We start from the raw sequence: 23024 nt of genomic DNA, 5'->3' as shown, positions 1-23024 counted from the left end.
TATAACTAAAAATTTAAACTATAATTATGCATTTTTATTTTATGATGTAAATGAGAAAAGAGTAAATAAGGTTTTTAAGGTTTGTAAGAAATATTTATCACATTTTCAAAACTCAGTTTTTAGAGGAGAACTTACACCGTCTAAATTGATTCTATTGAGAAAAGACTTAAATAAGGTAATAAATGAGGATGAAGATTTTATATGCATAATAAAACTCATAAATGATAACGTATATGGTGAAGAAATACTAGGTAATCAGAAAAATAATACGGGAGAAGATCTAATCATATGATTTACCAGCACAATTAAAATGTAAAGTTGTACAAAACTGAGTGGTTTCAATGATTTAAGATAAATATTTATTTGAATTAGTAGTAAGTTGAATTTACTTGGTAAAAAAAATGAAAAGCTTGATTTCGCAATGGGTTTAGTATATATTTGTTTTAAAGAATGGCTTGTTTACTATAGATTAACCTCAACATGAGATGTATTTAAATATATTAAGACATTTCATAACTTTATATATTTCACTTGATTAACCTCAACATGAGATGTATTTAAATTAACTACCAGCCATTTGAATTGTTTCTCTATTTATGATTAACCTCAACATGAGATGTATTTAAATGGTGCCATATCATTGCTAATTTTTACATTCAACATGATTAACCTCAACATGAGATGTATTTAAATTTTAATGAAATTTAATTTAATAAATTGCCTTATAGAGATTAACCTCAACATGAGATGTATTTAAATAAGAATATGAATGTTTCTGAATTGATTTTATCTCTGATTAACCTCAACATGAGATGTATTTAAATGAAAATAATATCGTTAAAACAAGAAAAAATATACTTGATTAACCTCAACATGAGATGTATTTAAATAAGTGTCTATAGATAAAGATTTGGTTGAAATGTATGATTAACCTCAACATGAGATGTATTTAAATATCAATATTGACAATAATTTATTTTCGGGTTTATAGATTAACCTCAACATGAGATGTATTTAAATCCTACTTTATTCTAAATACTTAATATTTACAATAAAGATTAACCTCAACATGAGATGTATTTAAATTTTATTACATTCCCCCTTAATTAAACTATGTAATAGATTAACCTCAACATGAGATGTATTTAAATTTAAACTGGTAAGCATCTTCATTTTTATTCAAATACGATTAACCTCAACATGAGATGTATTTAAATTGTTTGATTATATATTATTTGTATTTGGACCTAAGAGATTAACCTCAACATGAGATGTATTTAAATAGGGGTGGTGATAATATGGGGAATATAGGAAAGATAGATTAACCTCAACATGAGATGTATTTAAATTCTAATTTTGTTTTATAGCTAACTACTTCTTCTTTGATTAACCTCAACATGAGATGTATTTAAATAATAATTTTAATATATATTACAGGGAACAAAGAGCGATTAACCTCAACATGAGATGTATTTAAATAAAATAGTGGAAGTGGTGGAAATGCACTAAAAGGTGAGATTAACCTCAACATGAGATGTATTTAAATTTATCCCAAGCGGATATAAATAAAGGAAGAGGAATGGATTAACCTCAACATGAGATGTATTTAAATATGCTTTACACACTGTATGCGACAATGCGACGTGGGATTAACCTCAACATGAGATGTATTTAAATAATATTGAGGTTGAGGGGCAAGTTAAGAGAATTACTGATTAACCTCAACATGAGATGTATTTAAATAGGACTAATCCCTTGTGGTAGTCCGTAGCAGATCCGATTAACCTCAACATGAGATGTATTTAAATAGATAAAACTTATTTTCTCTCATTTCCCAAATATATGATTAACCTCAACATGAGATGTATTTAAATCTTATAGGGATATGTTGGCTCATTGTTTGTATTCAAGATTAACCTCAACATGAGATGTATTTAAATACTTTATGTAAAAATAAAGATATTTCAACTTTACTTAGATTAACCTCAACATGAGATGTATTTAAATGAAAATAATATCATTAAAACAAGAAAAAATATACTGATTAACCTCAACATGAGATGTATTTAAATCAATTTTATTTGTAGCTTATAATTTTAATTTCGTTTGATTAACCTCAACATGAGATGTATTTAAATGGTGTTGGTAGGATTCAATATAAGTGGTCTTATTCAGATTAACCTCAACATGAGATGTATTTAAATGAAGGTTACAGCATTAAGTGCCGTAGCAGTCACTGGATTAACCTCAACATGAGATGTATTTAAATAGTTCATCCTTGAAGTATTCGTAGTCTTCTTTTATGGATTAACCTCAACATGAGATGTATTTAAATGATACTGTAGATATGAAAGAGTTAATAATTAGGGTTGATTAACCTCAACATGAGATGTATTTAAATTTATTGAACCATTTTTAAATTATAAGTACCTTTTACGATTAACCTCAACATGAGATGTATTTAAATTATAATTTATTATAGTCTTTGTTAAACTTACCGTTAGATTAACCTCAACATGAGATGTATTTAAATTGTATACCCATATAAGTAGTATTTGCAAGGATACGCGATTAACCTCAACATGAGATGTATTTAAATAAGATAAATAGATAATATGCAAGGCTTGGAGCAATGGATTAACCTCAACATGAGATGTATTTAAATGTATGTTGTGTTGGTTCAAAGGGAAAACTAGATTCAGATTAGCCTCAACATGAGATGTATTTAAATTTGGAAATAAGAGAGAGTAAAGATAGATATATAATGATTAACCTCAACATGAGATGTATTTAAATTAACCACTCGCCTTAATACCGTATCGTAAATTATGATTAACCTCAACATGAGATGTATTTAAATATATATGAGTCTCCCGGATTATGTCCATCTATCTGTGATTAACTTCAACATGAGATGTATTTAAATAAGAGGTATATATTCTTACTTATCTATTTGATGGACGATTAACCTCAACATGAGATGTATTTAAATTTATAGGTAAGGTAATCACTAAATACTCGCAGTGAAACTATAGTTAAGGATGCATTTTGTGAGTATAAGGATGAGGCGAAATCAAGTGATTATAAGTAATAGAAATAGTGTCAGCGAACATGGTTGGCACTACTAAAACAATATATAATTTATTTTTGAAATCTTACATACATTTAAATTATAGAAACCTTAGGAAAGTTATTTATGAAAAGTAAAACATAAAGAACTACGTATGTTATTTACGTAGCTTTTGATGTGGTTAAGTTCGTTGCTTCGTAAGTTCACCTGGTGTGTAACATTTATAAAAACAAAACCTGTCCATAGAAGAATTTTCACCACTGAGGTAATAGTGAAGGATAGCCTAGATGAATTTTATAAGATAAGATATTTAAGAGCGATTAAAATAAATTCAAATAAGTATAATGGGGTTGAATTATATGTATAGAATAGGTGAAGTGTCTAGTATAACTAAGATTTCAACACGTATGATTAGGTACTATGATAAGGAAAATTTATTAAAGCCGAGTTTTATTGGTGAAAATGGATATAGGTTTTATGGGGATAAAGATATAGAAGTAATTTATAAAATTAAAGAATTAAGACGATATCAGTTTTCTTATGAAGAGATAAAAAATATATTTATGAATAATAAGGAGAATGATGAAGGTATATATAGTGATAAATTAATAGAGCTTAGATCTAACATAGAAAACTTTGATAATTTGATTATAGAGTTAGAGAATAGAACTAAGGTAAATATAAATAATGCTATTATGAGTGATTATAATGTAAGTCTTTGCTATAAAAAACCATTCTTTGCATTATGTAAAAAAAGTATAGTAAATCTTTATGAAATAGAAGATTTTATAGATGAGATATTTAGCATCATTAACAAAAATAAGGTTGTAAATTTAGGAAGTTATTTTCTTATGTTCTGTAATAATGAACATTTAGGTGAAAATCTATGTGAGATTGAGTATTATCAGCCAACTAGTAAGAGCAAAGATGTTAAGGGCTTTGAAAGCAAGTATGTTGAAGAAAAGCTATATATTTCAACTATCCATTATGGCGCCTATGATAGTGTTTATGGCGCTTATAGTGAATTGCATAAATGGGCTAACTTAAATGGGTATTCAATTAAGGGGAATTTTATGGAGAAGTATTATGTGGATTCATACTTAACATTAAGGTGTAATGACTATATAACAGAGGTTTCCGTAGAAGTTTCAAAATTGTAGTTGACCTTAACACTATGATAACCTTTATACTGTGGTTATAAATAGTTAAGGGGGATTTGAAGATGAAAAAAATAGGTTTATTAGTACTTGTATTACCATTAGTATTTATAATTATGGGAGATTTTAAGGTGATAAAAGTAGAAGCAACTGAGGGTGAGAGTACTTCAGTTTATTATATGCCAATAGAGGATGAAGAGCATGAGGGCACTTGGCTTCAATGGCCACATAGATATACTTATGGACAAGAGTATGAAAGAAATATTCAGGATATATGGGTTAAAATGACTAAGCGTCTTACAATGGGAGAGAAGGTTCATATTGTAGCTTATAATAATAAGGAAAAAGATAAAATAGAGAAGCTGTTAAAGGCTGAAAATGTTGATATGAATTTTGTAGATTTTTATATCTATCCTAATGATGACGTTTGGATTAGAGATAATGGACCTATATTTGTATATGATGAAAATGATAAGCTTGCAATACTTGATTGGGGATTTAATGGATGGGGAAAAAAGGAACCATATAAAAAATCTAATGGAATACCTAAAAAGATAAGTAAGGATTTAGGGCTTGAAAGAATAGATTTAAATGGAGTTGTACTTGAAGGTGGAGCTATGGAGCTAGATGGAAATGGAACATTTTTAGCAACTGAGAGCTCTATAATAAACAAAAATAGAAACCCTAATTTAAGCCAAGCAGAAATTGAGGATTATATAAAAGAATATTATGAGGTAGAGAATTTTATTTGGCTTGATGGTGTTGTTGGTATTGATATTACAGATTTCCATATTGATGGATTTGCTAAGTTTTATGATAAATCCACGCTAATTACTTTAAATTCAAATGACTTAATGGATTGGGGATTAAGCAGAAAGGATGCTAATAAATTGCTAAGTGCTAAGGATAAAAATGGTACATCATATGATTATGTATATCTACCACTTACTCAAAATGATGTAAGGCTGAAAAATGGAGAGAATCTTGGATATCAAGGGTCATACATGAATTTTTATATAGGAAATGAAGTTATACTTGTTCCAAATTATAATGATCCAAATGATGTTGTAGCTAATAAAATTATTCAAGATTTATATCCAGACAGAGAAGTTGTTGGCATAGATATTAGGGAGTTATATAAAGATGGTGGGATGATTCACTGCGTTACTCAGCAGCAACCTATAGATTATAAAGAGGGTAAGTAGCGAAATAATAACTATCTTAAGAGTTTATATAACATTGAAATAGTTATATGAAAACCAAGCTCAAAATGAACAGCCATCTGTATTCAACACAGGTGGCTGTTCAAAATATCGGAGGGTCATTGGGGATGAGGTTAATATATCTCAATGATAATATAATTTATATTTATTAGACTTGAGTACTTTTCCATAAGTTCCAAAAACAAATATCTTCAAATCCTAGATTTTTATATATTTCTCCTGCTACTGGATTATCATAAAATAAACATACTGTTTTGTTCTCTAATAAGTCTTTAAAATTTCCACACATATTGATATTTTCACGCTTGAGTTTAGTCATCAGTACATTTAAGGTTTTATTTTTCAGTCTATGTCTTTTATAACTTTAGGAGCTAAGATTTCTTTTAAAAAATCTCTAAATTTATTTGAATCTCCAACAATAAAAGAGTCTTTAGATACCAAAACATATTGTTTATTCTTAGATAAAAAAATAAACTTTTCAGGTGTTTCATATACTTTTTTTATATGGGAATAATTAATGTTATTATTACCTAATTCGGATTCAGTTTTAATACAAGTCTCATAGAAATATACAATATTTTCTATATAATTGTGATTTTTATATTTGTCAATTGTATCTTTTTTCTCTTTCAACATAAGAGCTGGACATTTCCACGTGAATATACCTACGCAAATTATACCTATGCCTATGCAAATTTCTCTATATACAAAGGGATATGCAGAATAACTATAAAGTTGGTTAAAATAAATAAATCTACGTAAAGACAGATATACTTGTAGTATTATGAATGAAAAACCTAGAATTCGTAGTCCTAAAATATCGTTTTTTAATATATACATTCGTGCCTCTATTAAATCTTCTTCTTTGACCTTATTTGCAACCCTGAATTTAACTTCCATTACATTTATCACCTCTATTATTATGATATCCATTTAGCTGTATTTAACCATATTATAACATGTTTACAAATAATATATGGTTAATTCTTGAAATACTATTGGTTTATTCTTAGTAAGAATTTTTTTGTGGTTCGGGTAGATGATTAATGGTATGAAGAAAATTTCATTGGATATAAAGGTGATGTTGTGAAATAGTTTTAAAATACTATTAACTTCAAGTATTGGTGAGGGACATAGTATATTTTAAGCAGATATGATTTTTAAAACCATAACCTAGGATGTTAATTTTAATCATAAGAAAAAAATGTGACAACATACAATATATGTTATAATAAGGGTATATATTATTAATTCTAGATAGTATATATAATAAAATTGCAATACACAAAGGTATCATATGGTGAGTAATAAATGATAATTTATAGTGGTGCAGAGATGGGGTCATAAAATGATTAGGGATTATAAAAAATCTGATGTAGATGAAATTATTAGAATTTATACTTTAGAGTATAAAGCAATGCCAGAAGAAATTGAAACTTTAAGGACTGCTTCTAAAATTTTGGTGTATGAGGAGGATGGAATTAAAGGATTTATTCATTTGATTATTAGTGGAAGTTATTGCTATGCGGAAATGGGGGCTGCAAGTAATGAATTAATTATGCCTATCGGCTTAAAGCTTTGGTCTGCGGCTGAAAAAATATTTGAAGAGAAGTCTGTAAAATCTGTTGAGATTTTTCACGTAAAAGATAATCTAGAATGGGAACAATTATTTGATAAAATTGGATTTAAATATTGGTATTCTGTATTCCGTTTATCATATGAAGGCGAAAAAATTCCTGAGTCGAAAATTCGTGCAATAAAATATGAAGATGATTTCTTTGAAGAAAAAATCAGACTTGAAAGTGAAGCATTTTCAGTGCTAAGGAAAGAAAATCATATTGAGCCTTATAATTGGTATTTAAATGCTAGTAAAGAAGCACTTGAGGCAGCGAGAGTAGACACCCTTGAAAATAAAGAATATATTTATCTATTCTTTGAAAATGAAGATATGGTTGGAGCATCAATGGTTAAAAATGCAGAAGTAGAGTTATTATTCGTTAATGTTAAATATCAAAAGAAAGGTTATGGTAAACAAATATTGGAATTTAGCATCAATAAGGGATTAGAGCAAAATTCTACTAGCGTTAATTTAAATGCATTAGCAAGTAATGAAAAAGCACTTAACCTATATAAGAATGCAGGATTTAAGGTTGTGCAAGCGCAAGATGCTAGAAAGTTAGTTATAAAGTAGAAATTCGTGCTAAAAGAGCAGAATGAGTTACGCCTATAGTTGATTCAATGTTAACCTAACATTGCAAAATCGATAAATAGGAATTTTATGATTTCTAAATAATTAAACTTATGGGGGACGTATTTATGGGGAAAATGAATAAGAGTGAAAATGTATTAGTTCAGTATTCAGATGATAAAAACCTATCTATTAGGAGGAACCTACACGATAAACATAGCACAAATAAAAAAGGAATTACTCCGTGGATGTTTGAAAATTATGAATTTAAAAATGGGTGTAGAATATTGGAGATAGGGTGCGGTAATGGTGCTCAATGGGCAGAAGGTATATTTAATTTACCAGAAAGATACACAATGATTTTAAGTGATTTATCTCGTGGCATGGTAGATAAAGTAGGGGAAAAATACTCAAAATATGAGAATGTGATAGTACAGCGAATTGATATTCAGGACATACCTTTTGCAAATGAAACATTTGATGTAATTATTGCAAACCACATGTTATACCATGTTCCAGATTTAGATAAAGCATTATCAGAGATTCAGCGTGTGCTTAAGGCTGATGGCACATTTTATGCAACTACAAATGGAAATTGCGGTATGCGTTTATATTTGAGGGAAGCATTAAAAAGATTAAACCCCAAACTGGATACTTTTAAGAGTGAATTAACCTTTGCAACCCAAAATGGAGCACAGTTATTAAGTGAGTACTTTGAGGAAGTAAAGCTTGTAGACTATGAAGATTCTTTAAAAGTTACAGAAACCCAAGACTTGGTAGACTGGGTTAAATCTACTATAACAATGGCAAGTTATACAGAAAATGATCTTGATGGTTTATTCGAGTTTTTTGAAGAAATTCGTATAAGAGATGGGGCAATAAATATTCCCAAAGAAATGGGGATGTTTATTTCGAGGAAAAACAAATAACATATTGAAATATGGCATTATTCAAAAATGAGTTTGCCATATTTTTTATGTATCAATATAAATATAGGATATGGTTTTTAGGTAAAGCGAAACAGTACTGAAAATTGTTCTTCGAAAATTTGATAGTATGGCATTTGAAAATATGTTATAATATGGATAAAACAAATTGATTTCAATCGTAGCTGTTGTGGTAAATGTGGAGGTAGTTTAATTTTAAAACTACTCGATAAATAGGTTGGACACTTAGATTTGTTTAAATTAATTTAACTTCAACTTGATATAAAGATGTTTAATAAAGATTTAAGGAGAGTGATTATAATTAAACGGTTGAGAAGGACAATAATAGCAATTTGTTTATTTATACTAGCTATAAGCGTATGTTATAGTATCCCAAAGGGAAAATACTTTGATGAAGATTTAAAACAGTTAGTTAATGAAAAAAAAGCTCAAGTAATTGAGGTAGACAAAAGTATGAAGGTAGACAATGCTCCCATTTTAATTCACAGAATTATTAATACTGAAGATACAACATATATTAGATATTCATTCATAAGGTTTGAACATGGATGGTCTTTTCCTGGATCAAACATTCAAGTATTTGATGATAAAGAACAAGAATATTTTAATCATGGAGGAGAATCTAGTAGTAATATGTGGGGTGAAGATGGTTTATTGAACATAGAAAGGGTAGCAGATGATGCAAAATATATAATAATTAGGATTAATGTGTATGATAGAAAGAATGAAATGAAAATTTCTCTTGCGGAAGAAGGTGGAAGTAGTGAGGATTAATAACAAGTATAGGGCAACTATAGAGTGGTTTATAGCTATAGTTCTTATAGTATTATGCCTTAAATATTCTATATTCTCATATGGAAGTTTTTCACCGATAAAAGCACATGAACAATCAGAAAGAACATCCTATTATGGACCTTCAGAAATAGTTGAAACTATAGATTTAGGTGGAGGAAAAATATACTTATGCCGATATAAACAATGGTTTTCAGCAGATGTTGTAACAAGAAAAATTACATGGAATTCAGGAGGTGGACGTGGATTCCCAATAGATAATTCAAAGCAAATATCATATAGTTGGAGTAGTTTTAGGAGCAAGGATTATGATAATGGAATGCTTCTTTATGGGTATGTAACTGATCCTGAAATAACTACATTATTATTTGAAGATAAAAATAAAGAGAAAACACTAAGATATGATTTAGATGAAAACAGAATGTTTGTTTTTTATTGGAATAAGGATTATAACAAAAATGAATTGAAATATCTAAATGGATTAGATTGTAATGGTAAAGTTATTTATGAAGAAAATGTTTTTGGCTTTTAATATTTTAATAGTCTAGACATTAGAGCTATTTTATATATTAAGGGCTGTCTCTGCCATCTTCCATCGATGTTGTTTATACTGATATTATATATTAGATGAAGTTAAAATTATACTGCAATTTAAAGTTGGAGTTGCGGGACTAAAATCCTTAATTAATTTTTAAAATTAGGTTAAGGTATCTTGAAAAATAAATAAGTCAGTATGTTCGACTATTTTGTGTTACACTGCGTCAACAGAACTCAAAATATTTTTCACATCTTTGACTTATTATTTATTTTCATATGCCTAAAAAGTAGCAATTCCATAGAGGCCTTAAACATTGTAGGCTCTAAGGCTACATGGTGATAAGAACATAAAAACATAAAAACACAAAAACACAAAAACACGTAAATTAGGATGATTTTAAATGGCAAATATAAAATTTAATTTATAGTTTAATATCTAATCTGTAGATAAGGCGAACTAATTGAGACATATCGATCTTTGAAAATTGAATAATACGGTATTTATAAAATAAATTAAGGTATAAGTACATGTTTGATTATAATAAGATTATATGTAATACGTGCTATAATTATCCTTAAGTTATATGGAAATTGTAAAACAATTCAAATTGAAGATTATTTATATAATCGAAGGGGGAAATAAAGTGGCAAGAGTTTATGGAATTAAAAAGCGATTAGAACAAAATAATATTGACAAAAAACTTATAAGGGAAGTCATTGGAAACGAAGATTTAGTAGAAGTCATTACACGGATGGAAACTTTACTTGATTCTGATATTATGTATGAAATTCTAGATTCTTGTGCCTGCTTGGGCGGCAAAGAATATATAAAAAAATGTGAAAAAATCGGTAAAAAATTGACTGGCAAATCTTTAGACGAAAAAATACTCCATCTCAATAGTAAGATCTTTGCTTCAGAAAGTATAGCCTTAAATAATGACGGTACTTTGAATGTGGTAATGGTTTATAAAAACAATGATAAGTATTCATGCGTTTGTTCAGCCACTGTTTGTAAGGATGTGAAAGTTTCAGACCTTGCTCTATCAAAAAGCAATTCTGATGATCGTGACATGCCTTTATCATACTGTTTATGTTGTGCTGGGTCACTTCGCAGCCATTTACAATTAATGTTGGATGTTAAACTTAAAACAAAGAAAATTATTTCGTCTCCGATTAACAGTGGAGGTGAAAAACCATGTGAATTTGTTTTTGAGTTTAATTGATACAGTTTCCTTAAGTACCTAATCATTCATGAAATGAATTTTGGGGTGTTTTTATGTAGCAATTCAACCAGAATGTGTTAGTAAGCTATAAAGAGGACCAATTCTAAAATTATTATTAGATATTAAAAACTAAATACTATGTAGTATAATAAATAGGTAAAAGAATGAAATTAAGCCAATGATATTATACTTATCATTGGCTCTTGAAACTCCTTCAAGGTTCCCTCAAAAGTATCATCATACAATATTCTGTAATTCCTCTGACTATCTTTATCATTCTGCCAGTACCCAAAAAGATTAGATTTTTACAATTCAAATAAGTTTGTTGGCTTTGCATTAGAGTTAAAACATGAAGTATGTGGAGCAATATTTTGCCATGAAAAGATATGGTGGAATAACAATGAACTGTACATAGATGAACTGTTCATTACTCCCAACTTACAAGGTAATGGAAATGGAAGTGAACTAATAAAAGCTGTAGAAGAATATGTAAGGGAACATAAACTTGCAGGATTGACTTTGACAACTAATTCGGACTCATCTGCACCTGAATTTTATAACAAGAGGGGCTTTTGTGAAAATAAATATAATATTTTTATGTACAAGATACTATAAAAGCAGTCTGTAGTTTCTAATGTAAGTTAAATATAGTAGTTCAAAATTAATATAAGCCTATGGTGTAAGCACTTAGAGGAGATTTTAGAAAAAATGAATGTAATTGATTGTATGTATAAAAGGAGAAGCATAAGAAAGTTTCAAGATAAAGAATTAAATGAAGATACGTTGGTAACTTTAATAAAAGCAGCCACAGCAGCACCAACTGCATGTAATAGTAGACCTTGGGAGTTTATTATTATTACAGAAAAAAGTGTACTAAGTGAAGTTAATGAAAATATATATTTCGGAAAATATGATGCACCAGCAATGATAGTTGTATGTGGAAATATGAAACTAGCAATGTCAGGTCCAGTGAAAGATTTTTGGGTTCAAGATTGTAGTGCTGCAATTGAAAATATATTATTAGCGGCTACATCTATGGAACTGGGCAGTGTTTGGGTTGGATTATACCCAGTAGAGAGCTCATATAGACCTTTGTATAAAATTTTAAATTTACCTAAAGAAGTAATCCCTATGGGAATTGTATATGTTGGATATGCAGCTGAAGAAAAGGAATCACGAACACAATATGATGAGAAACATGTATATTGGCAAAGATATGAAGAAAGAAAGCATAGATCAAGAAAGAAGAATACAAAATTAAATTTTTAAATGTTGCAAATCAGATTATGAAGGGAATAGCACAAGATGTTTTATATTTATCAAATAGGAGTAATGACGATTTAGTATTTTTAAAAAGACAGATAGAAATTCATAATAAAAATTAGCTTTATATAGAACTTAGTGGGATAAGATATGAAAGAGGAATTTATATTCAAGAGATTACTTTTAGGAGTGTGCATACACGTATTATGTTGTGAATTAGATGGACGGGGGAAAGTTTTATGGATATAGCAAATGTTTTATTAAGGGTTCTTGACATAGCTGATATAGCTGTAAAAGCTGCAATTTATTCTATTATTGCATTTATAACAATCAGATGTTCAATTATTAGTGCTGTTACCGAGTTGAAGAAGCAAAACATATTATAAGTATCATGTTGATAATAATAACTATTAATGAGTGAACTAGGAATTTGAAGGTGAGTAAATGTATAGGGTTTATATGGTTCACTCTAGATGGTTCATTTAATAAATTATTAAGAGGTATTTTTAATAACATAGACTTTGACAATGTAAGAAAAAATATTGGGAGTGTAAGAATTACAGAGATAGAAGAAATTCATGGAACTATATTAGATATGATTAATCTTAAAAAGCAATAGAAAATACATGTGAAAATCACTCTAATTTAATTTGAACAATTTTAATATTAAACGTCAAAAATGACAAAAATAATAACTTATAATTTATTATGAAATGTAAATTCAATTGGGGGGATAGAAATGAACAAATGTAAATTCAAATCAATTACAGCTGACGATATACCTGCAATGGCTGACTTGCTAATAGAAAGACAAAATCTTGAGAGTAAAGTATATCCATTTCTTAAAAATAGCTGTCTTAACACAAAGTACATTACAGATATGTTTGAGGACTTGTTCGTTAATAGTAAAGTGATCGGGATAGGGGCATTTTCTAATGAGGAACTAGTAGGTTATCTAATAGGGGAAATAAAGATTGATAGTAGAAGAGGTAGGTATGCATGGGTACCCTATGAGGGAATGGCAATTAGAATGGGTCAATCATCTGAACTTATAAGGTATCTCTATGCAAAGGTTTCAGTTATTTGGCTTGAACAAGGTTGTTTCAATCAATATACTTTAGTACCGTTTGGAAGTAAAGAGTATTATGAGGCCTTCCTGAGATTAAGCTTTTCTATTCAGCAAGTACACTCGATAATGAACATGGAGGAGTACAAGCCTTTTGAAAATGTAGCTGATATAGATATTAGACTTGCCAATAAAACGGATAGTGAAGCCATGGGCAGGATGTCCAAAATAATCCAGTTCTATCAAAGCTCGGCACCAACTTTTGAACCTGTATTACCTGAAGTTGTATCACAAATAAAGGCTGGGTATAAGGGGACAGTAGAGGATGATGATGCAACGGTTCTCATTGCAACAAAGGACATGAAGGAATTAGGATTTCAAGTATACGGAACTATTAGTTCAGATTTGATGTCACCTGATGATGGAGTAGAGTTAAGTATTGCGGGTACTTATCCTTCCGAAATGGGAAGTGGTATCGGTAAAAAGTTAATGAATGAAGGCTATAAGACTATGAAAAAAAAGGGATATAACAACATAATTACAGATTGGAGAATAACCAATCTTGCTTCTTCAACGTTTTGGCCCAAATGTGGATTTAAGCCCATAGCTTACAGAATGTTTAGATATATAGACAATAATGTAGCATGGGCAAACATTTACAACCAAAGTATTAAGCAGTTGTAGCAATATCAAGTCCTAGGACCGTTCTCTATAACACCTTGATATAAAAATTATTATCTGTAAATATGAAATTCACATATCTAATGAAAAAGTCTATCTCATCGATTTTGAATATGCATTAGCAGCGAGCAGGATATCATTGCAACAATTAAATAGCTTTAAAGTAGTGGATGATACTTCTAACCAAATTACAGTACTCAATTGTAGTAAAAAGGTAAATGATTATAATTTATATTTTGTTTAGGAGGTAATATATGGAGGACAGTATAATAGCTGACTTGAAAGAAAGCTATGGGATAACTATCAATGAAATTGCTCCGGTAACAGAAAAATTCCCTCAAACCTAAGTCTGAGGGAATTTTTACTTATTTCATCCACCTTATGCTTATCTTTAACTTATCATTAAGTAACTCTGCTGATATTTCATTTCCAAGCTTTTCTACCAAGCCTTTAGTTATTGCTAAGCCTAACCCCGTATTTCTATCATTTCTCGATTTATCTGCTGTAAAGAATCTATCAAATAGCTGTTCAACTATCCCTTCATTTAAGTCTGGAGCTGAATTAGTAAATTCAGTTACAATAATGTTGCCTTCGCTTTTTAATGTAATTTTCACAAATCCTGCACCATGCTTTAGGGAATTACCAATGAGATTTGAAAACACTCTATTCACTGAACTCTCATCTGATATTATATTTTGCAAATTTTTTTCTATCTCTACTATTGGTTCTATATTATTACCTACAAAATCATTATAGTAAAGAGCGATATTATCGCATAATAGTTTCTCTAAATTAATACTTTTTAAATCAAATCTATATTCATTGCCTTCAAGTCTAGATAAATCGTAGAAACTAGATATTAAACTTTCTAAGTTCTTAGTCCTTCTCTCAATTATATCTATGTATTCTTCGTGTTCTTCTGACGTTATATCCTCTGATTTCAAGAGCTGAATATATCCCATTATGGAGGTAAGTGGTGTTCTTAAATCATGAGACATATTTGATATGCTTTGTCTTATCTCATCTTCCATAGATTTTTTAGCTGCATTAACTTTTTGATTTCCATCATATAAAAAGTTAATGTTTTTAACGATATCTTCTATTTCTGAATTTAAGCTTTTAGTATGAATATTTATATATTGTCCATGACTTTTCTCAATTTGCTTTGAGATGGATACAAGCTCTTGTTTGGTTTTTATAACATGTATTACTAATCCAAGGATAACTAGTGATAATATAATAACTAAATACGTCATTGAACGCCTCCTTAATGAGAATATAGATATGCTGAAAATATTATTTAATATCTTGTGCTTTGAAAATTTGTATTCCAACTAATAAACTGATAGCGATTGTAACTAAAGCAATAACCATTGACCTGATAATGTCTCCATTGGTTGCATAAATTGATGTTGCTAATGCTGAGTTGTAAAAGGGAGTTAGTTCATACATTTTATCAAACCACTCATATGTGCCATATAAGAAGGCTAAAGTTGTTGGTAGTAATATAAATCCACCAGCAGTGATTGCTATTGTTGCACCATTACTTTTTACTAATATAGCAAAGATCATTATAATTGCTATAACTGCTGAATTTGCAAATATTGCTGCCACAAAGCTTTTAACCATTCCTAGTAATTGCACTGTTTCAAATGGTTGTCCCCAGCCATTCATAATTACTGAGCCGATAGTTGAAACTATTGTTAATAATACAGTTAGTATTCCTACGCCTACAACTAGAGCTAAGAATTTAGCTATATAAAACTCATATCTTTTCTTACCATAGGCTAAAGTGTTTTTTAAGGTTCCATCTGAATATTCCTTTGCCATAAAGCCAGCAATTAAAATTCCAATCAAAATTTCGATTAATCCTGAACCGAAAGAAGAATGATATACCTCTAATGCAGTTGGATTCATAGTATCTTTTGCGGTTATATGTAGTCCCATATTCCCAGGTACTACAACCTGTTCAGTGGAAGCTGCTGAACCCATTTGTTCAAGTAACATTTGCTTTTCTTCGGAAGACATTTCTCCCATGGCGTCTGTTAATACATTTTCCATAATTGGTGATGACATAATCATAATTAAAATTGATAAGAATATAGCTACTCCACATAACACCTTGAATGTTTTATTTTTAAATAATTTATAAAGTTCAGCTTTAACTAATCTAAGCATTTTCAGCACCTCCAACAGCATTTACAAAGTATTCTTCTAAATTCTCACCCTTAACTCCAATTCTTTCTACAATCACTCCACCTTTTGAAATAACTGAATTGATTTTACCAACCTTATCTAGGTGATCAAATATTTTAATTGATTTATTTTCTAATACTTCATAATTTGTTATACCAAGGTCTTTTTCAAGGAAAGTTACAGTTCTTGCTGTATCATCTACCTCTAGCTCAATGTATTGTTTACATTTTTCATCTAAATCTTTTGAAGATATTTCTTCAATTAATTTTCCATCACTGATTATTCCATAGCAGGTTGCAAGCTCCGAAAGTTCACCTAAGATATGACTTGAAATTAATATTGTAACATCCTTTTCCTTATTTACTTTCTTAAGAAGTTCTCTAACTTCAACAATCCCCATTGGATCTAATCCGTTTATTGGCTCGTCTAATATAAGTAACCTAGGATTCCCAAGAAGTGCATTTGCAATCCCAAGCCTCTGTCTCATACCTAGTGAAAAGTTTTTAACTTTTTTCTTTCCTGTATCATCTAGACCTACAAGCTTTAATACCTCATCGATTCCATCTTTGCCTGCTATATTTCTCACTAATCTTGATACCTCAAGATTCTCTCTTGCAGTCATGCTACCATAAAATGCTGGAGTCTCTATTAAACTTCCAACCATTGCTCTTGCATCATTTAAATCATTTTCACCACTTGATCCAAAGAGTTCTAAATCTCCATTTGTTTTATGGATTAGCCCTGTAATAAGACGAATTAACGTTGTTTTACCAGCTCCATTTCTTCCGATAAAGCCATAAATATCACCTTTTTTTATAGTCATATTTATATTGTTAACGGCAATCTGATTTCCATATTTCTTTGTTATGTTATGAGTTTTTAATACTATATTGTTCATTTTGGTTACCCCCTCGTACCTTATGACTTAATTATATTGTCTAAGTTATAAGATGCCATAAAGTAAACATTAAGAAAGTCTTAAGATTGCTATTAGTATTTATAAAGACACTTACTCAGTCCTTTAATTTAAAACCAATACCCCATACCGTTTGAACATACTCCGTTTGTCCATCCACCTTAGCTAGCTTGGAGCGAAGATTGCTAACATGAACATTTACAGTATTATCATCACCTAAAAACTCATTACCCCAAATGGATTCAAATAAATTAGCTCTAGTAAATACTTTATTAGGGTTCTCCATAAGTAACTCTAGTATTGAAAATTCCCTGAAGGTTAAAGATATCTCCTCATCCTTAACAAAAACTTGTCTGCTTTCAACGTTTAGCATAACATTTTTATGCTTTAGCTTATTATCTTGCTTTTCAGATTTATAAAATTGCGTATATCTTCTTAATTGAACTTCAATCCTAACCAACACTTCATTTATATCAAAAGGTTTCGTAATAAAATCATCTGCTCCAAGCTTTAACACATTAATCTTATCCTCTTGAGCTGTTTTTGCTGAAATTACTATTATAGGCATGGTTTTATTCGTTCTAAACTCAGATATAAGATTCTCCCCAGTTACCCCTGGAAGCATTAAATCTAAAAGTACAACATCATAATTAAACTGCTCAATGCACATCATTGCTTCTGACCCTGAATAGGCGCCTCTAACCTTATATCCATTTTTCTTTAAAATATTACAAAGCAGACTATTAATATCTGCATCATCTTCAACAACTAAAATTTCAATATTTTTATTCATTGCTTCACCATTTCCCTAATATTCTTTATTTATATTTTACCATAATATTTATTTATGAAAATATAAAACCAACTACAAATAAATATTATCCGTAGTTGGTACTTTATTTTATTTAGGCATCTTCAAAAAATAAATAAGTCAGTAGGTTCGACTTGTTATTTGTTTTTAGATGACTTAGGTTTATTCTAGCTGCCACATTTCATTAGCTTTAGATAATAATGATTCGAAGCTAGCCTTATGCTCTTGAAAAATTCGAGATGAATCTGTGTCATCTTTCTCTACTGGATTCATATTTTCATCAACATAAATATAATATGATACCCCATTATCCTGTATAGTTATACTATATTTATACCCCCCAGATAGTAATGGCCATATAATTAAAAATTCGCCTTTTTCACTATTTGAAATTGCCAAATTCCCAGTATAATGTAAGTAATCTGGTTTCTTTACGTGGTAGTTATAACCATCTTCCTTTTTAGCGCCATAAGAAGATAAGTCGAATTTAGGTAAATCTTTAACATATTTATTATATTTTACACTTATTATTAAAAACCAACTAGCATTTAGAATTATAAATGCTACTAGTATAAAGATAATAATCCTGTTTTTATTGATCTTAATCATAAATTAATCACCTTATTTCCTTGTTTTTTTATATCCTCATCATGGGTAACTAGTATGATAGTTTTACCTTGTTTATTCAGCTGTTTTAAAATATTAAGAACAGCTTCTGCATTCTTTTTATCTAGTGATCCCGTGGGTTCATCAGCCAATATAACATCACATTTTTTTAGCATTAATCTGGCTAGGGCTACCCTTTGCTGCTCTCCACCTGATAATGTGTACACCTTTTTATTTAATTTTTCTTCTAACCCTACAATATTTAAAGCCTCTTCTATTGATAATGTTGTCTTACAATCCTTACGAATAAATTTCAAATTATCTTTAACGGTCTTATTATCAACTAATGCGAAGTTTTGGAATAAAAATCCTATTTTTGTTCTAAAGTAATTTAACTGATTTCTTTTATTTTTAATATCCACACCATCAACAATTATTTCTCCATTATCTATCTTTTCAATTGCTCCAATCATATTTAATAGTGTTGTTTTACCACAACCACTTGGTCCTGAAAATATGATGAAATCTCCATCCTCTATAGTTAAATTAAAATCTGAAAATATTGTTTTATCATCAAATTTTTTTGATAAATTCTTTATCTCAATCATAAAGAGCCTCCTTTTAATATCTTTTGGATATTGGATTTTTCAATTCTATTTATATAAAATATAATGGTAGATAATTCTAATATTAAGATGATGAGCCCTCCCAGAGCCAAATATTTACCCACATGAGTTTTCATTATTATATTAACAATAATGGCTGTTAGAATGCTTGCTATTGTAGTTATAACTGTCATCAGAATAATCTTTCTATTTTTTTGTAAAATACTATACCCAAGGATTTTTTTGATAGAGAGTTCAATAGCATTGACTTTGTATTCCAGCATAACAATTGAGTTGATAATAATAATCTCTAAAAGTAAAACTAAAGCACTGAAAATTAAATTAATATATAAAACTCTTTTAGCTATAATCCACATGTTTTCATATTTTTCTAAGACATTTGTTTTTCTTATAATTTGACCTTCTAAATTATGATCAGCTATAAAATTATTGAACTTTTCTAACTGCTTCTCTGATGATATTTGGTACATAACATCATATATTTCATCTTGGAGACCTATTTGTTTTGTAATATCAAGGTTTTTAACTTGATCAACTGACATATTATTATAAACAATAGCAGGATTTTTGAGTAGATAACTTCCATATATATAATCCTCATCTATCCCCACCATGTCAATGTTATCTTGGTAATAAATAACATCATAGTCGTAAAGAAAATTAATCTCATTAGAAGTATAAGTTGTGTTATTTTTTAAGGTTTCAATAATTTCAAGATTATTTTTTAATTTATCAGGTAATATAAAGTAGAAATCCTTATCTAAATTTAAATTGCTAAGTTCATCTATTTTACTTGATAGGTACTCAAAAGCATTTCTGTTTGCAAAAACAGTTGGTAGCTGTTGGTTTAGAGAGAGATCTTTTACTGAAATTGCATTGAATTCTTTGAAAAATTCTTTATAAAAGGTCTCTTGTACCAGTGCAGAATCTTCCCAACGGCTATTGGGGGAGCCATCCTTATTAAGGGTTGGTTTATACATAAGCTTAACATGGTAGTAATCAGAATGATCCCGAAAAAAGGCTTTTTGTTTGTAAAATGTATATGAATTATAAATTAAAACTATATTGCTAGATATTATAAAAATAGTGATAATAGTCGTAACTAGTTTTAAACCATAGTTAAGTGATAATAACTTTTTAGAGCTTTCTCCATTAGAGAAAACTTCTTTTACCTTAGAAAAATATAAACTTAAATATAGCAATCCATTGATAGATAATAAAATACCAAATATTATAATAGATATTTTAAAATTAAAGAATACATAAGTGTATTTAGATAAAATGAAAAATATTAATGTGAAGGATCCTATAAGTGCAAAGGAATCTATTAAAATGTTCTTCCAAATAATATTGCTTATTTTTTCTCCCATAGTCACTCGAATGAGATTTTCTTTTTTTTGTGAAATAACATCATAAACAGAAAATAATAAAACAATACTAGTTATAAGTCCCCATATAGCAATGGTATTATTTTTTGACTCTTTATCAAGATACCCAGGTTTAGGATGATTCCCCGCATATTTATCAATTAAATCCATTTTAAACTTATGAATATTCTCCTTACTACCGATAACACGATATTCATTTTGACTTTTAATATTAGGAATATCATTAATACTGTTAAATTTAAAGTTAATATCTCCCAAAAGAAGGCTTGTATACTTTTTTTCGAAGATATTTGAATCTTTGTTGACATGTGATTCAACTCCAGGGGTGCCATAAATATTATATTCAGTAAGGGAACTATTAGGGTGAGACGTTACAATGGTAAACACCTCAACATTATTGCTAGTTGCTGAATTAATAATATCAGAAATCATTTCAACACTTGTTGTAGTATCTTGCAAATATAATGTAGTATAGGAATACAGAGAAGAAAAATTATCTAAATAAAAAATATGGCTTTCTCCAATAATTAAAATACCTATAAACATAATACAAAAACTGATGATATATTTAATCTTTTTCAAAAAAACTCCTCCCAAAAACTATTTGATTTCCTTGTTGTAAATATATAAGTGCTAATTAAGGTTATGAGTAAAACTTAAAACATTAAATTTTACTAAGTAAATTAAATGAATTTTATTTTTGAAGATGTCTAATGTCAATCCATAATAATTATTATGTCTAATACTAAGTTTAAGATTTCCTTGAGGAAATAACAACCTTTATTGTAACAATTTTCATAAAGCGGCATCAGAGGTATAACTGAATATATTGTAAATAGAAGTTAGTTGTTATCAGAATTGATATTGATACAGGGGGAATAACTGAGCATATATTAATTAAGCGGATAAGTTAAATTCATATATATGTAAAATAATTAAAAAGCTAAAACCATATGGTGTATAATAATATAAAATTAGGGAAAAAAATAACAATATAGAATAGCCCAAGAGTAAGTAGCTAATACTATTTGCTCTTGGGCTTTATTATTATGATATGGGTTAGTGGATATTTATACCTTTACATGTTGGGGATTTTATGTGTTTTCATAATGAAATTCACATATCTAATTTAATGTGAAAAACATAAAAATTAAGATGTCTTTATCTTACCTTTAAACTTATCTTCTAAAAACATCAAAAATTCATCTGATGTCCCTACTTCAAATCCATCTTTATTAATTATTGAAAAAGATGGATTTGAAGTAAATTTTAGAATGAATAAATGATCAGATATATATACAGTATCAATCTGATCATAACTTAATTTTCCTAATGTACTGGTACCAACATGATTTTTTTCAAATAAATAATAAGAGTTATAAAAAGAAAATTTGTCTGGTAAATTATCACTTAAGTTAAACTTTTTATTTAATGTTGTTAATTGCAATTTTTCCAAATTAAAAAGCAGATAAGAAAATATAATGCTTATAAAAATTGCAGCTATAAGGAAAATTGAACTATTTGAATTTATTTTCATATATATTCCGCTAACAATACCAAACGATGGAAATAAACTTAATACAATCCTACTTGATAGTAAATTCTTTTTGAAAATTATTCTATAGGCTTCTACCATATTATTTTTATTATATTTATTTAAAATAACGAAACTTAAATTATCTTCCATATACTCATCTCCTTAACATGCCACTTAATTTTTCAAATGTTTTCATTGTAAATGTTATTTAGAAAATTAGTAAAATCGGATACCGTCCCAAGTGTAAAATCAGACTTTCTAATTATAGTATAACTTATAGGCTCTTTTAATTTTATTATAATATTATTTTTTGTAGTATATATTTTTTTTATTTTATTATAATAAGTTGTTTTAATTGTATAGTTTTCACCCCATACACTTTCTATTTTAAAGTAATTTCTATAAAAGTATAATGTAATATGCTCATCTGGTGAAATATAAATTTTCTTTGAGTTGTAAACCATGATACTAGGAATATTCCATATCCCTATAAAAAAAATCACATTAAGCATAGATTTTATTAATATATCTACTTCAGAAATATAATTTAAATTAATTCTTGATATTCCAAGTAAAAATAAAATTACAGAGCATACTCTTACTACAATATACAAATCCTTATTTGTAATTTTATATAGTTCAATATAATCTTTGATTGTATATTTAGGTATTACTTTATATAAAATTTCATCTGATTCTTTATTCAAAGTATAATCCCCCCCCTAAAATATAATTTTTATAAAGGTACAACAAGTGAACAATAGGCTTTTACAATGATTTGAATATATTGTATCATA

23 protein-coding genes and 1 CRISPR repeat array are annotated in these 23024 nt (G+C 28.6%); of the genes, 12 read left to right on the top strand and 11 right to left on the bottom strand.

The features are described from left to right. Position 1: 1 nt before the first annotated feature. From cas2 to RSA29_RS04100, 3 genes are all read left to right on the top strand, one after another. A complete protein-coding gene (cas2, locus tag RSA29_RS04110; RefSeq protein ID WP_346942413.1) occupies positions 2 to 292 on the top strand; it encodes a CRISPR-associated endonuclease Cas2 in 291 nt (96 codons plus the stop codon). Positions 293 to 467: 175 nt separating this feature from the next. Beyond that, positions 468 to 2992: a CRISPR direct-repeat array (repeat unit 30 nt; unit sequence GATTAACCTCAACATGAGATGTATTTAAAT). Between the two features lie 437 nt (positions 2993 to 3429). Next, positions 3430 to 4230 (top strand): MerR family transcriptional regulator, encoded by an 801-nt coding sequence (locus tag RSA29_RS04105; RefSeq protein ID WP_346942352.1) that lies wholly within the window; start codon positions 3430 to 3432, stop codon positions 4228 to 4230. A gap of 62 nt (positions 4231 to 4292) precedes the next feature. Next, a complete protein-coding gene (locus tag RSA29_RS04100; RefSeq protein WP_346942351.1) occupies positions 4293 to 5432 on the top strand; it encodes an agmatine deiminase family protein in 1140 nt (379 codons plus the stop codon). A 166-nt stretch (positions 5433 to 5598) separates the two neighbouring features. Here RSA29_RS04100 and RSA29_RS04095 read toward each other — a convergent pair whose 3' ends face one another. Together RSA29_RS04095 and RSA29_RS04090 are read right to left on the bottom strand one after the other, a co-directional pair. After that, positions 5599 to 5769: a hypothetical protein gene (locus RSA29_RS04095; RefSeq protein ID WP_346942350.1), complete on the bottom strand. Its 171-nt coding sequence runs from the start codon at positions 5767 to 5769 to the stop codon at positions 5599 to 5601. 23 nt (positions 5770 to 5792) lie between these two features. Continuing rightward, a complete protein-coding gene (locus RSA29_RS04090; RefSeq protein WP_346942349.1) occupies positions 5793 to 6350 on the bottom strand; it encodes a YcxB family protein in 558 nt (185 codons plus the stop codon). Between the two features lie 448 nt (positions 6351 to 6798). On the opposite strand from RSA29_RS04090, the gene RSA29_RS04085 reads away from it, so the two are divergent. The 9 genes from RSA29_RS04085 (at position 6799) to RSA29_RS04045 (ending at position 14150) form a co-directional block, all read left to right on the top strand. Then, on the top strand, positions 6799 to 7641 hold the full coding sequence (locus tag RSA29_RS04085) for a GNAT family N-acetyltransferase (RefSeq protein ID WP_346942348.1): 843 nt from the start codon (positions 6799 to 6801) through the stop codon (positions 7639 to 7641). 125 nt (positions 7642 to 7766) lie between these two features. Further along, positions 7767 to 8567 carry a class I SAM-dependent methyltransferase gene (locus tag RSA29_RS04080; RefSeq protein ID WP_346942347.1) on the top strand — a complete coding sequence of 267 codons (801 nt, stop codon included), beginning with the start codon at positions 7767 to 7769 and terminating at the stop codon, positions 8565 to 8567. A gap of 327 nt (positions 8568 to 8894) precedes the next feature. Next, entirely contained in the window at positions 8895 to 9359 is a 465-nt protein-coding gene (locus RSA29_RS04075; RefSeq protein ID WP_346942346.1) for a hypothetical protein, read from the top strand. Continuing rightward, on the top strand, positions 9349 to 9909 hold the full coding sequence (locus RSA29_RS04070) for a hypothetical protein (RefSeq protein ID WP_346942345.1): 561 nt from the start codon (positions 9349 to 9351) through the stop codon (positions 9907 to 9909). The genes RSA29_RS04075 and RSA29_RS04070 overlap by 11 nt, the downstream gene beginning before the upstream one ends. A gap of 649 nt (positions 9910 to 10558) precedes the next feature. Then, positions 10559 to 11137: a hypothetical protein gene (locus tag RSA29_RS04065; protein ID WP_346942344.1), complete on the top strand. Its 579-nt coding sequence runs from the start codon at positions 10559 to 10561 to the stop codon at positions 11135 to 11137. Positions 11138 to 11863: 726 nt separating this feature from the next. Then, positions 11864 to 12406, top strand: coding sequence for a nitroreductase family protein (locus RSA29_RS04060; protein WP_346944353.1), 543 nt, complete (start codon positions 11864 to 11866; stop codon positions 12404 to 12406). 233 nt (positions 12407 to 12639) lie between these two features. Further along, positions 12640 to 12786, top strand: coding sequence for a hypothetical protein (locus RSA29_RS04055; RefSeq protein ID WP_346942342.1), 147 nt, complete (start codon positions 12640 to 12642; stop codon positions 12784 to 12786). Positions 12787 to 12836: 50 nt separating this feature from the next. Then, positions 12837 to 13019, top strand: a complete 183-nt coding sequence (locus tag RSA29_RS04050) for a hypothetical protein (RefSeq protein ID WP_346942341.1) — start codon at positions 12837 to 12839, stop codon at positions 13017 to 13019. Between the two features lie 120 nt (positions 13020 to 13139). Further along, the gene (locus RSA29_RS04045; RefSeq protein ID WP_346942340.1) at positions 13140 to 14150 is read left to right on the top strand and encodes a GNAT family N-acetyltransferase; all 1011 of its coding nucleotides are present in this window, start codon (positions 13140 to 13142) and stop codon (positions 14148 to 14150) included. A 362-nt stretch (positions 14151 to 14512) separates the two neighbouring features. Here the strand turns inward: RSA29_RS04045 and RSA29_RS04040 are convergent, their stop codons facing one another. The 9 genes from RSA29_RS04040 to RSA29_RS04000 all read right to left on the bottom strand — a co-directional run bounded on the left by RSA29_RS04040 (position 14513) and on the right by RSA29_RS04000 (position 22934). Then, entirely contained in the window at positions 14513 to 15403 is an 891-nt protein-coding gene (locus RSA29_RS04040) for a HAMP domain-containing sensor histidine kinase (RefSeq protein WP_346942339.1), read from the bottom strand. A gap of 40 nt (positions 15404 to 15443) precedes the next feature. After that, positions 15444 to 16325, bottom strand: a complete 882-nt coding sequence (locus RSA29_RS04035; RefSeq protein WP_346942338.1) for an ABC transporter permease subunit — start codon at positions 16323 to 16325, stop codon at positions 15444 to 15446. Further along, positions 16318 to 17241 carry an ATP-binding cassette domain-containing protein gene (locus RSA29_RS04030; protein WP_346942337.1) on the bottom strand — a complete coding sequence of 308 codons (924 nt, stop codon included), beginning with the start codon at positions 17239 to 17241 and terminating at the stop codon, positions 16318 to 16320. The genes RSA29_RS04035 and RSA29_RS04030 overlap by 8 nt, the downstream gene beginning before the upstream one ends. A 115-nt stretch (positions 17242 to 17356) precedes the next feature. Next, entirely contained in the window at positions 17357 to 18052 is a 696-nt protein-coding gene (locus RSA29_RS04025) for a response regulator transcription factor (protein WP_346942336.1), read from the bottom strand. Positions 18053 to 18232: 180 nt separating this feature from the next. Continuing rightward, positions 18233 to 18679: a hypothetical protein gene (locus RSA29_RS04020; protein WP_346942335.1), complete on the bottom strand. Its 447-nt coding sequence runs from the start codon at positions 18677 to 18679 to the stop codon at positions 18233 to 18235. Beyond that, positions 18676 to 19284: an ATP-binding cassette domain-containing protein gene (locus RSA29_RS04015; RefSeq protein ID WP_346942334.1), complete on the bottom strand. Its 609-nt coding sequence runs from the start codon at positions 19282 to 19284 to the stop codon at positions 18676 to 18678. The genes RSA29_RS04020 and RSA29_RS04015 overlap by 4 nt, the downstream gene beginning before the upstream one ends. Beyond that, positions 19281 to 21272 (bottom strand): DUF1430 domain-containing protein, encoded by a 1992-nt coding sequence (locus tag RSA29_RS04010; RefSeq protein WP_346942333.1) that lies wholly within the window; start codon positions 21270 to 21272, stop codon positions 19281 to 19283. Before RSA29_RS04010 ends, RSA29_RS04015 begins: the two co-directional genes overlap by 4 nt. Before the next feature lie 568 nt (positions 21273 to 21840). Next, the gene (locus tag RSA29_RS04005; RefSeq protein WP_346942332.1) at positions 21841 to 22377 is read right to left on the bottom strand and encodes a hypothetical protein; all 537 of its coding nucleotides are present in this window, start codon (positions 22375 to 22377) and stop codon (positions 21841 to 21843) included. 32 nt (positions 22378 to 22409) lie between these two features. Further along, positions 22410 to 22934, bottom strand: a complete 525-nt coding sequence (locus RSA29_RS04000) for a hypothetical protein (protein WP_346942331.1) — start codon at positions 22932 to 22934, stop codon at positions 22410 to 22412. Between the last annotated feature and the right edge of the window lie 90 nt (positions 22935 to 23024).

It is taken from the genome of Clostridium sp., assembly GCF_036660475.1.
GTDB lineage: Bacteria > Bacillota > Clostridia > Clostridiales > Clostridiaceae > Clostridium_J.
This window is presented reverse-complemented; position numbering and strand designations above follow the sequence as displayed.

Excerpts from the sequence above, each read along its gene's own strand:
- RSA29_RS04015 (WP_346942334.1), bottom strand. The coding sequence starts at position 19,284 with ATGATTGAGATAAAGAATTTATCAAAAAAATTTGATGATAAAACAATA.
- RSA29_RS04030 (WP_346942337.1), bottom strand. The coding sequence starts at position 17,241 with ATGAACAATATAGTATTAAAAACTCATAACATAACAAAGAAATATGGA.
- RSA29_RS04060 (WP_346944353.1), top strand. The coding sequence starts at position 11,864 with ATGTATAAAAGGAGAAGCATAAGAAAGTTTCAAGATAAAGAATTAAAT.
- RSA29_RS04040 (WP_346942339.1), bottom strand. The coding sequence starts at position 15,403 with ATGACGTATTTAGTTATTATATTATCACTAGTTATCCTTGGATTAGTA.
- RSA29_RS04020 (WP_346942335.1), bottom strand. The coding sequence starts at position 18,679 with ATGATTAAGATCAATAAAAACAGGATTATTATCTTTATACTAGTAGCA.
- RSA29_RS04095 (WP_346942350.1), bottom strand. The coding sequence starts at position 5,769 with ATGACTAAACTCAAGCGTGAAAATATCAATATGTGTGGAAATTTTAAA.
- RSA29_RS04005 (WP_346942332.1), bottom strand. The coding sequence starts at position 22,377 with ATGGAAGATAATTTAAGTTTCGTTATTTTAAATAAATATAATAAAAAT.
- RSA29_RS04100 (WP_346942351.1), top strand. The coding sequence starts at position 4,293 with ATGAAAAAAATAGGTTTATTAGTACTTGTATTACCATTAGTATTTATA.
- RSA29_RS04025 (WP_346942336.1), bottom strand. The coding sequence starts at position 18,052 with ATGAATAAAAATATTGAAATTTTAGTTGTTGAAGATGATGCAGATATT.
- RSA29_RS04085 (WP_346942348.1), top strand. The coding sequence starts at position 6,799 with ATGATTAGGGATTATAAAAAATCTGATGTAGATGAAATTATTAGAATT.
- RSA29_RS04045 (WP_346942340.1), top strand. The coding sequence starts at position 13,140 with ATGAACAAATGTAAATTCAAATCAATTACAGCTGACGATATACCTGCA.
- RSA29_RS04105 (WP_346942352.1), top strand. The coding sequence starts at position 3,430 with ATGTATAGAATAGGTGAAGTGTCTAGTATAACTAAGATTTCAACACGT.
- RSA29_RS04080 (WP_346942347.1), top strand. The coding sequence starts at position 7,767 with ATGGGGAAAATGAATAAGAGTGAAAATGTATTAGTTCAGTATTCAGAT.
- RSA29_RS04055 (WP_346942342.1), top strand. The coding sequence starts at position 12,640 with ATGGATATAGCAAATGTTTTATTAAGGGTTCTTGACATAGCTGATATA.
- RSA29_RS04090 (WP_346942349.1), bottom strand. The coding sequence starts at position 6,350 with ATGGAAGTTAAATTCAGGGTTGCAAATAAGGTCAAAGAAGAAGATTTA.
- RSA29_RS04035 (WP_346942338.1), bottom strand. The coding sequence starts at position 16,325 with ATGCTTAGATTAGTTAAAGCTGAACTTTATAAATTATTTAAAAATAAA.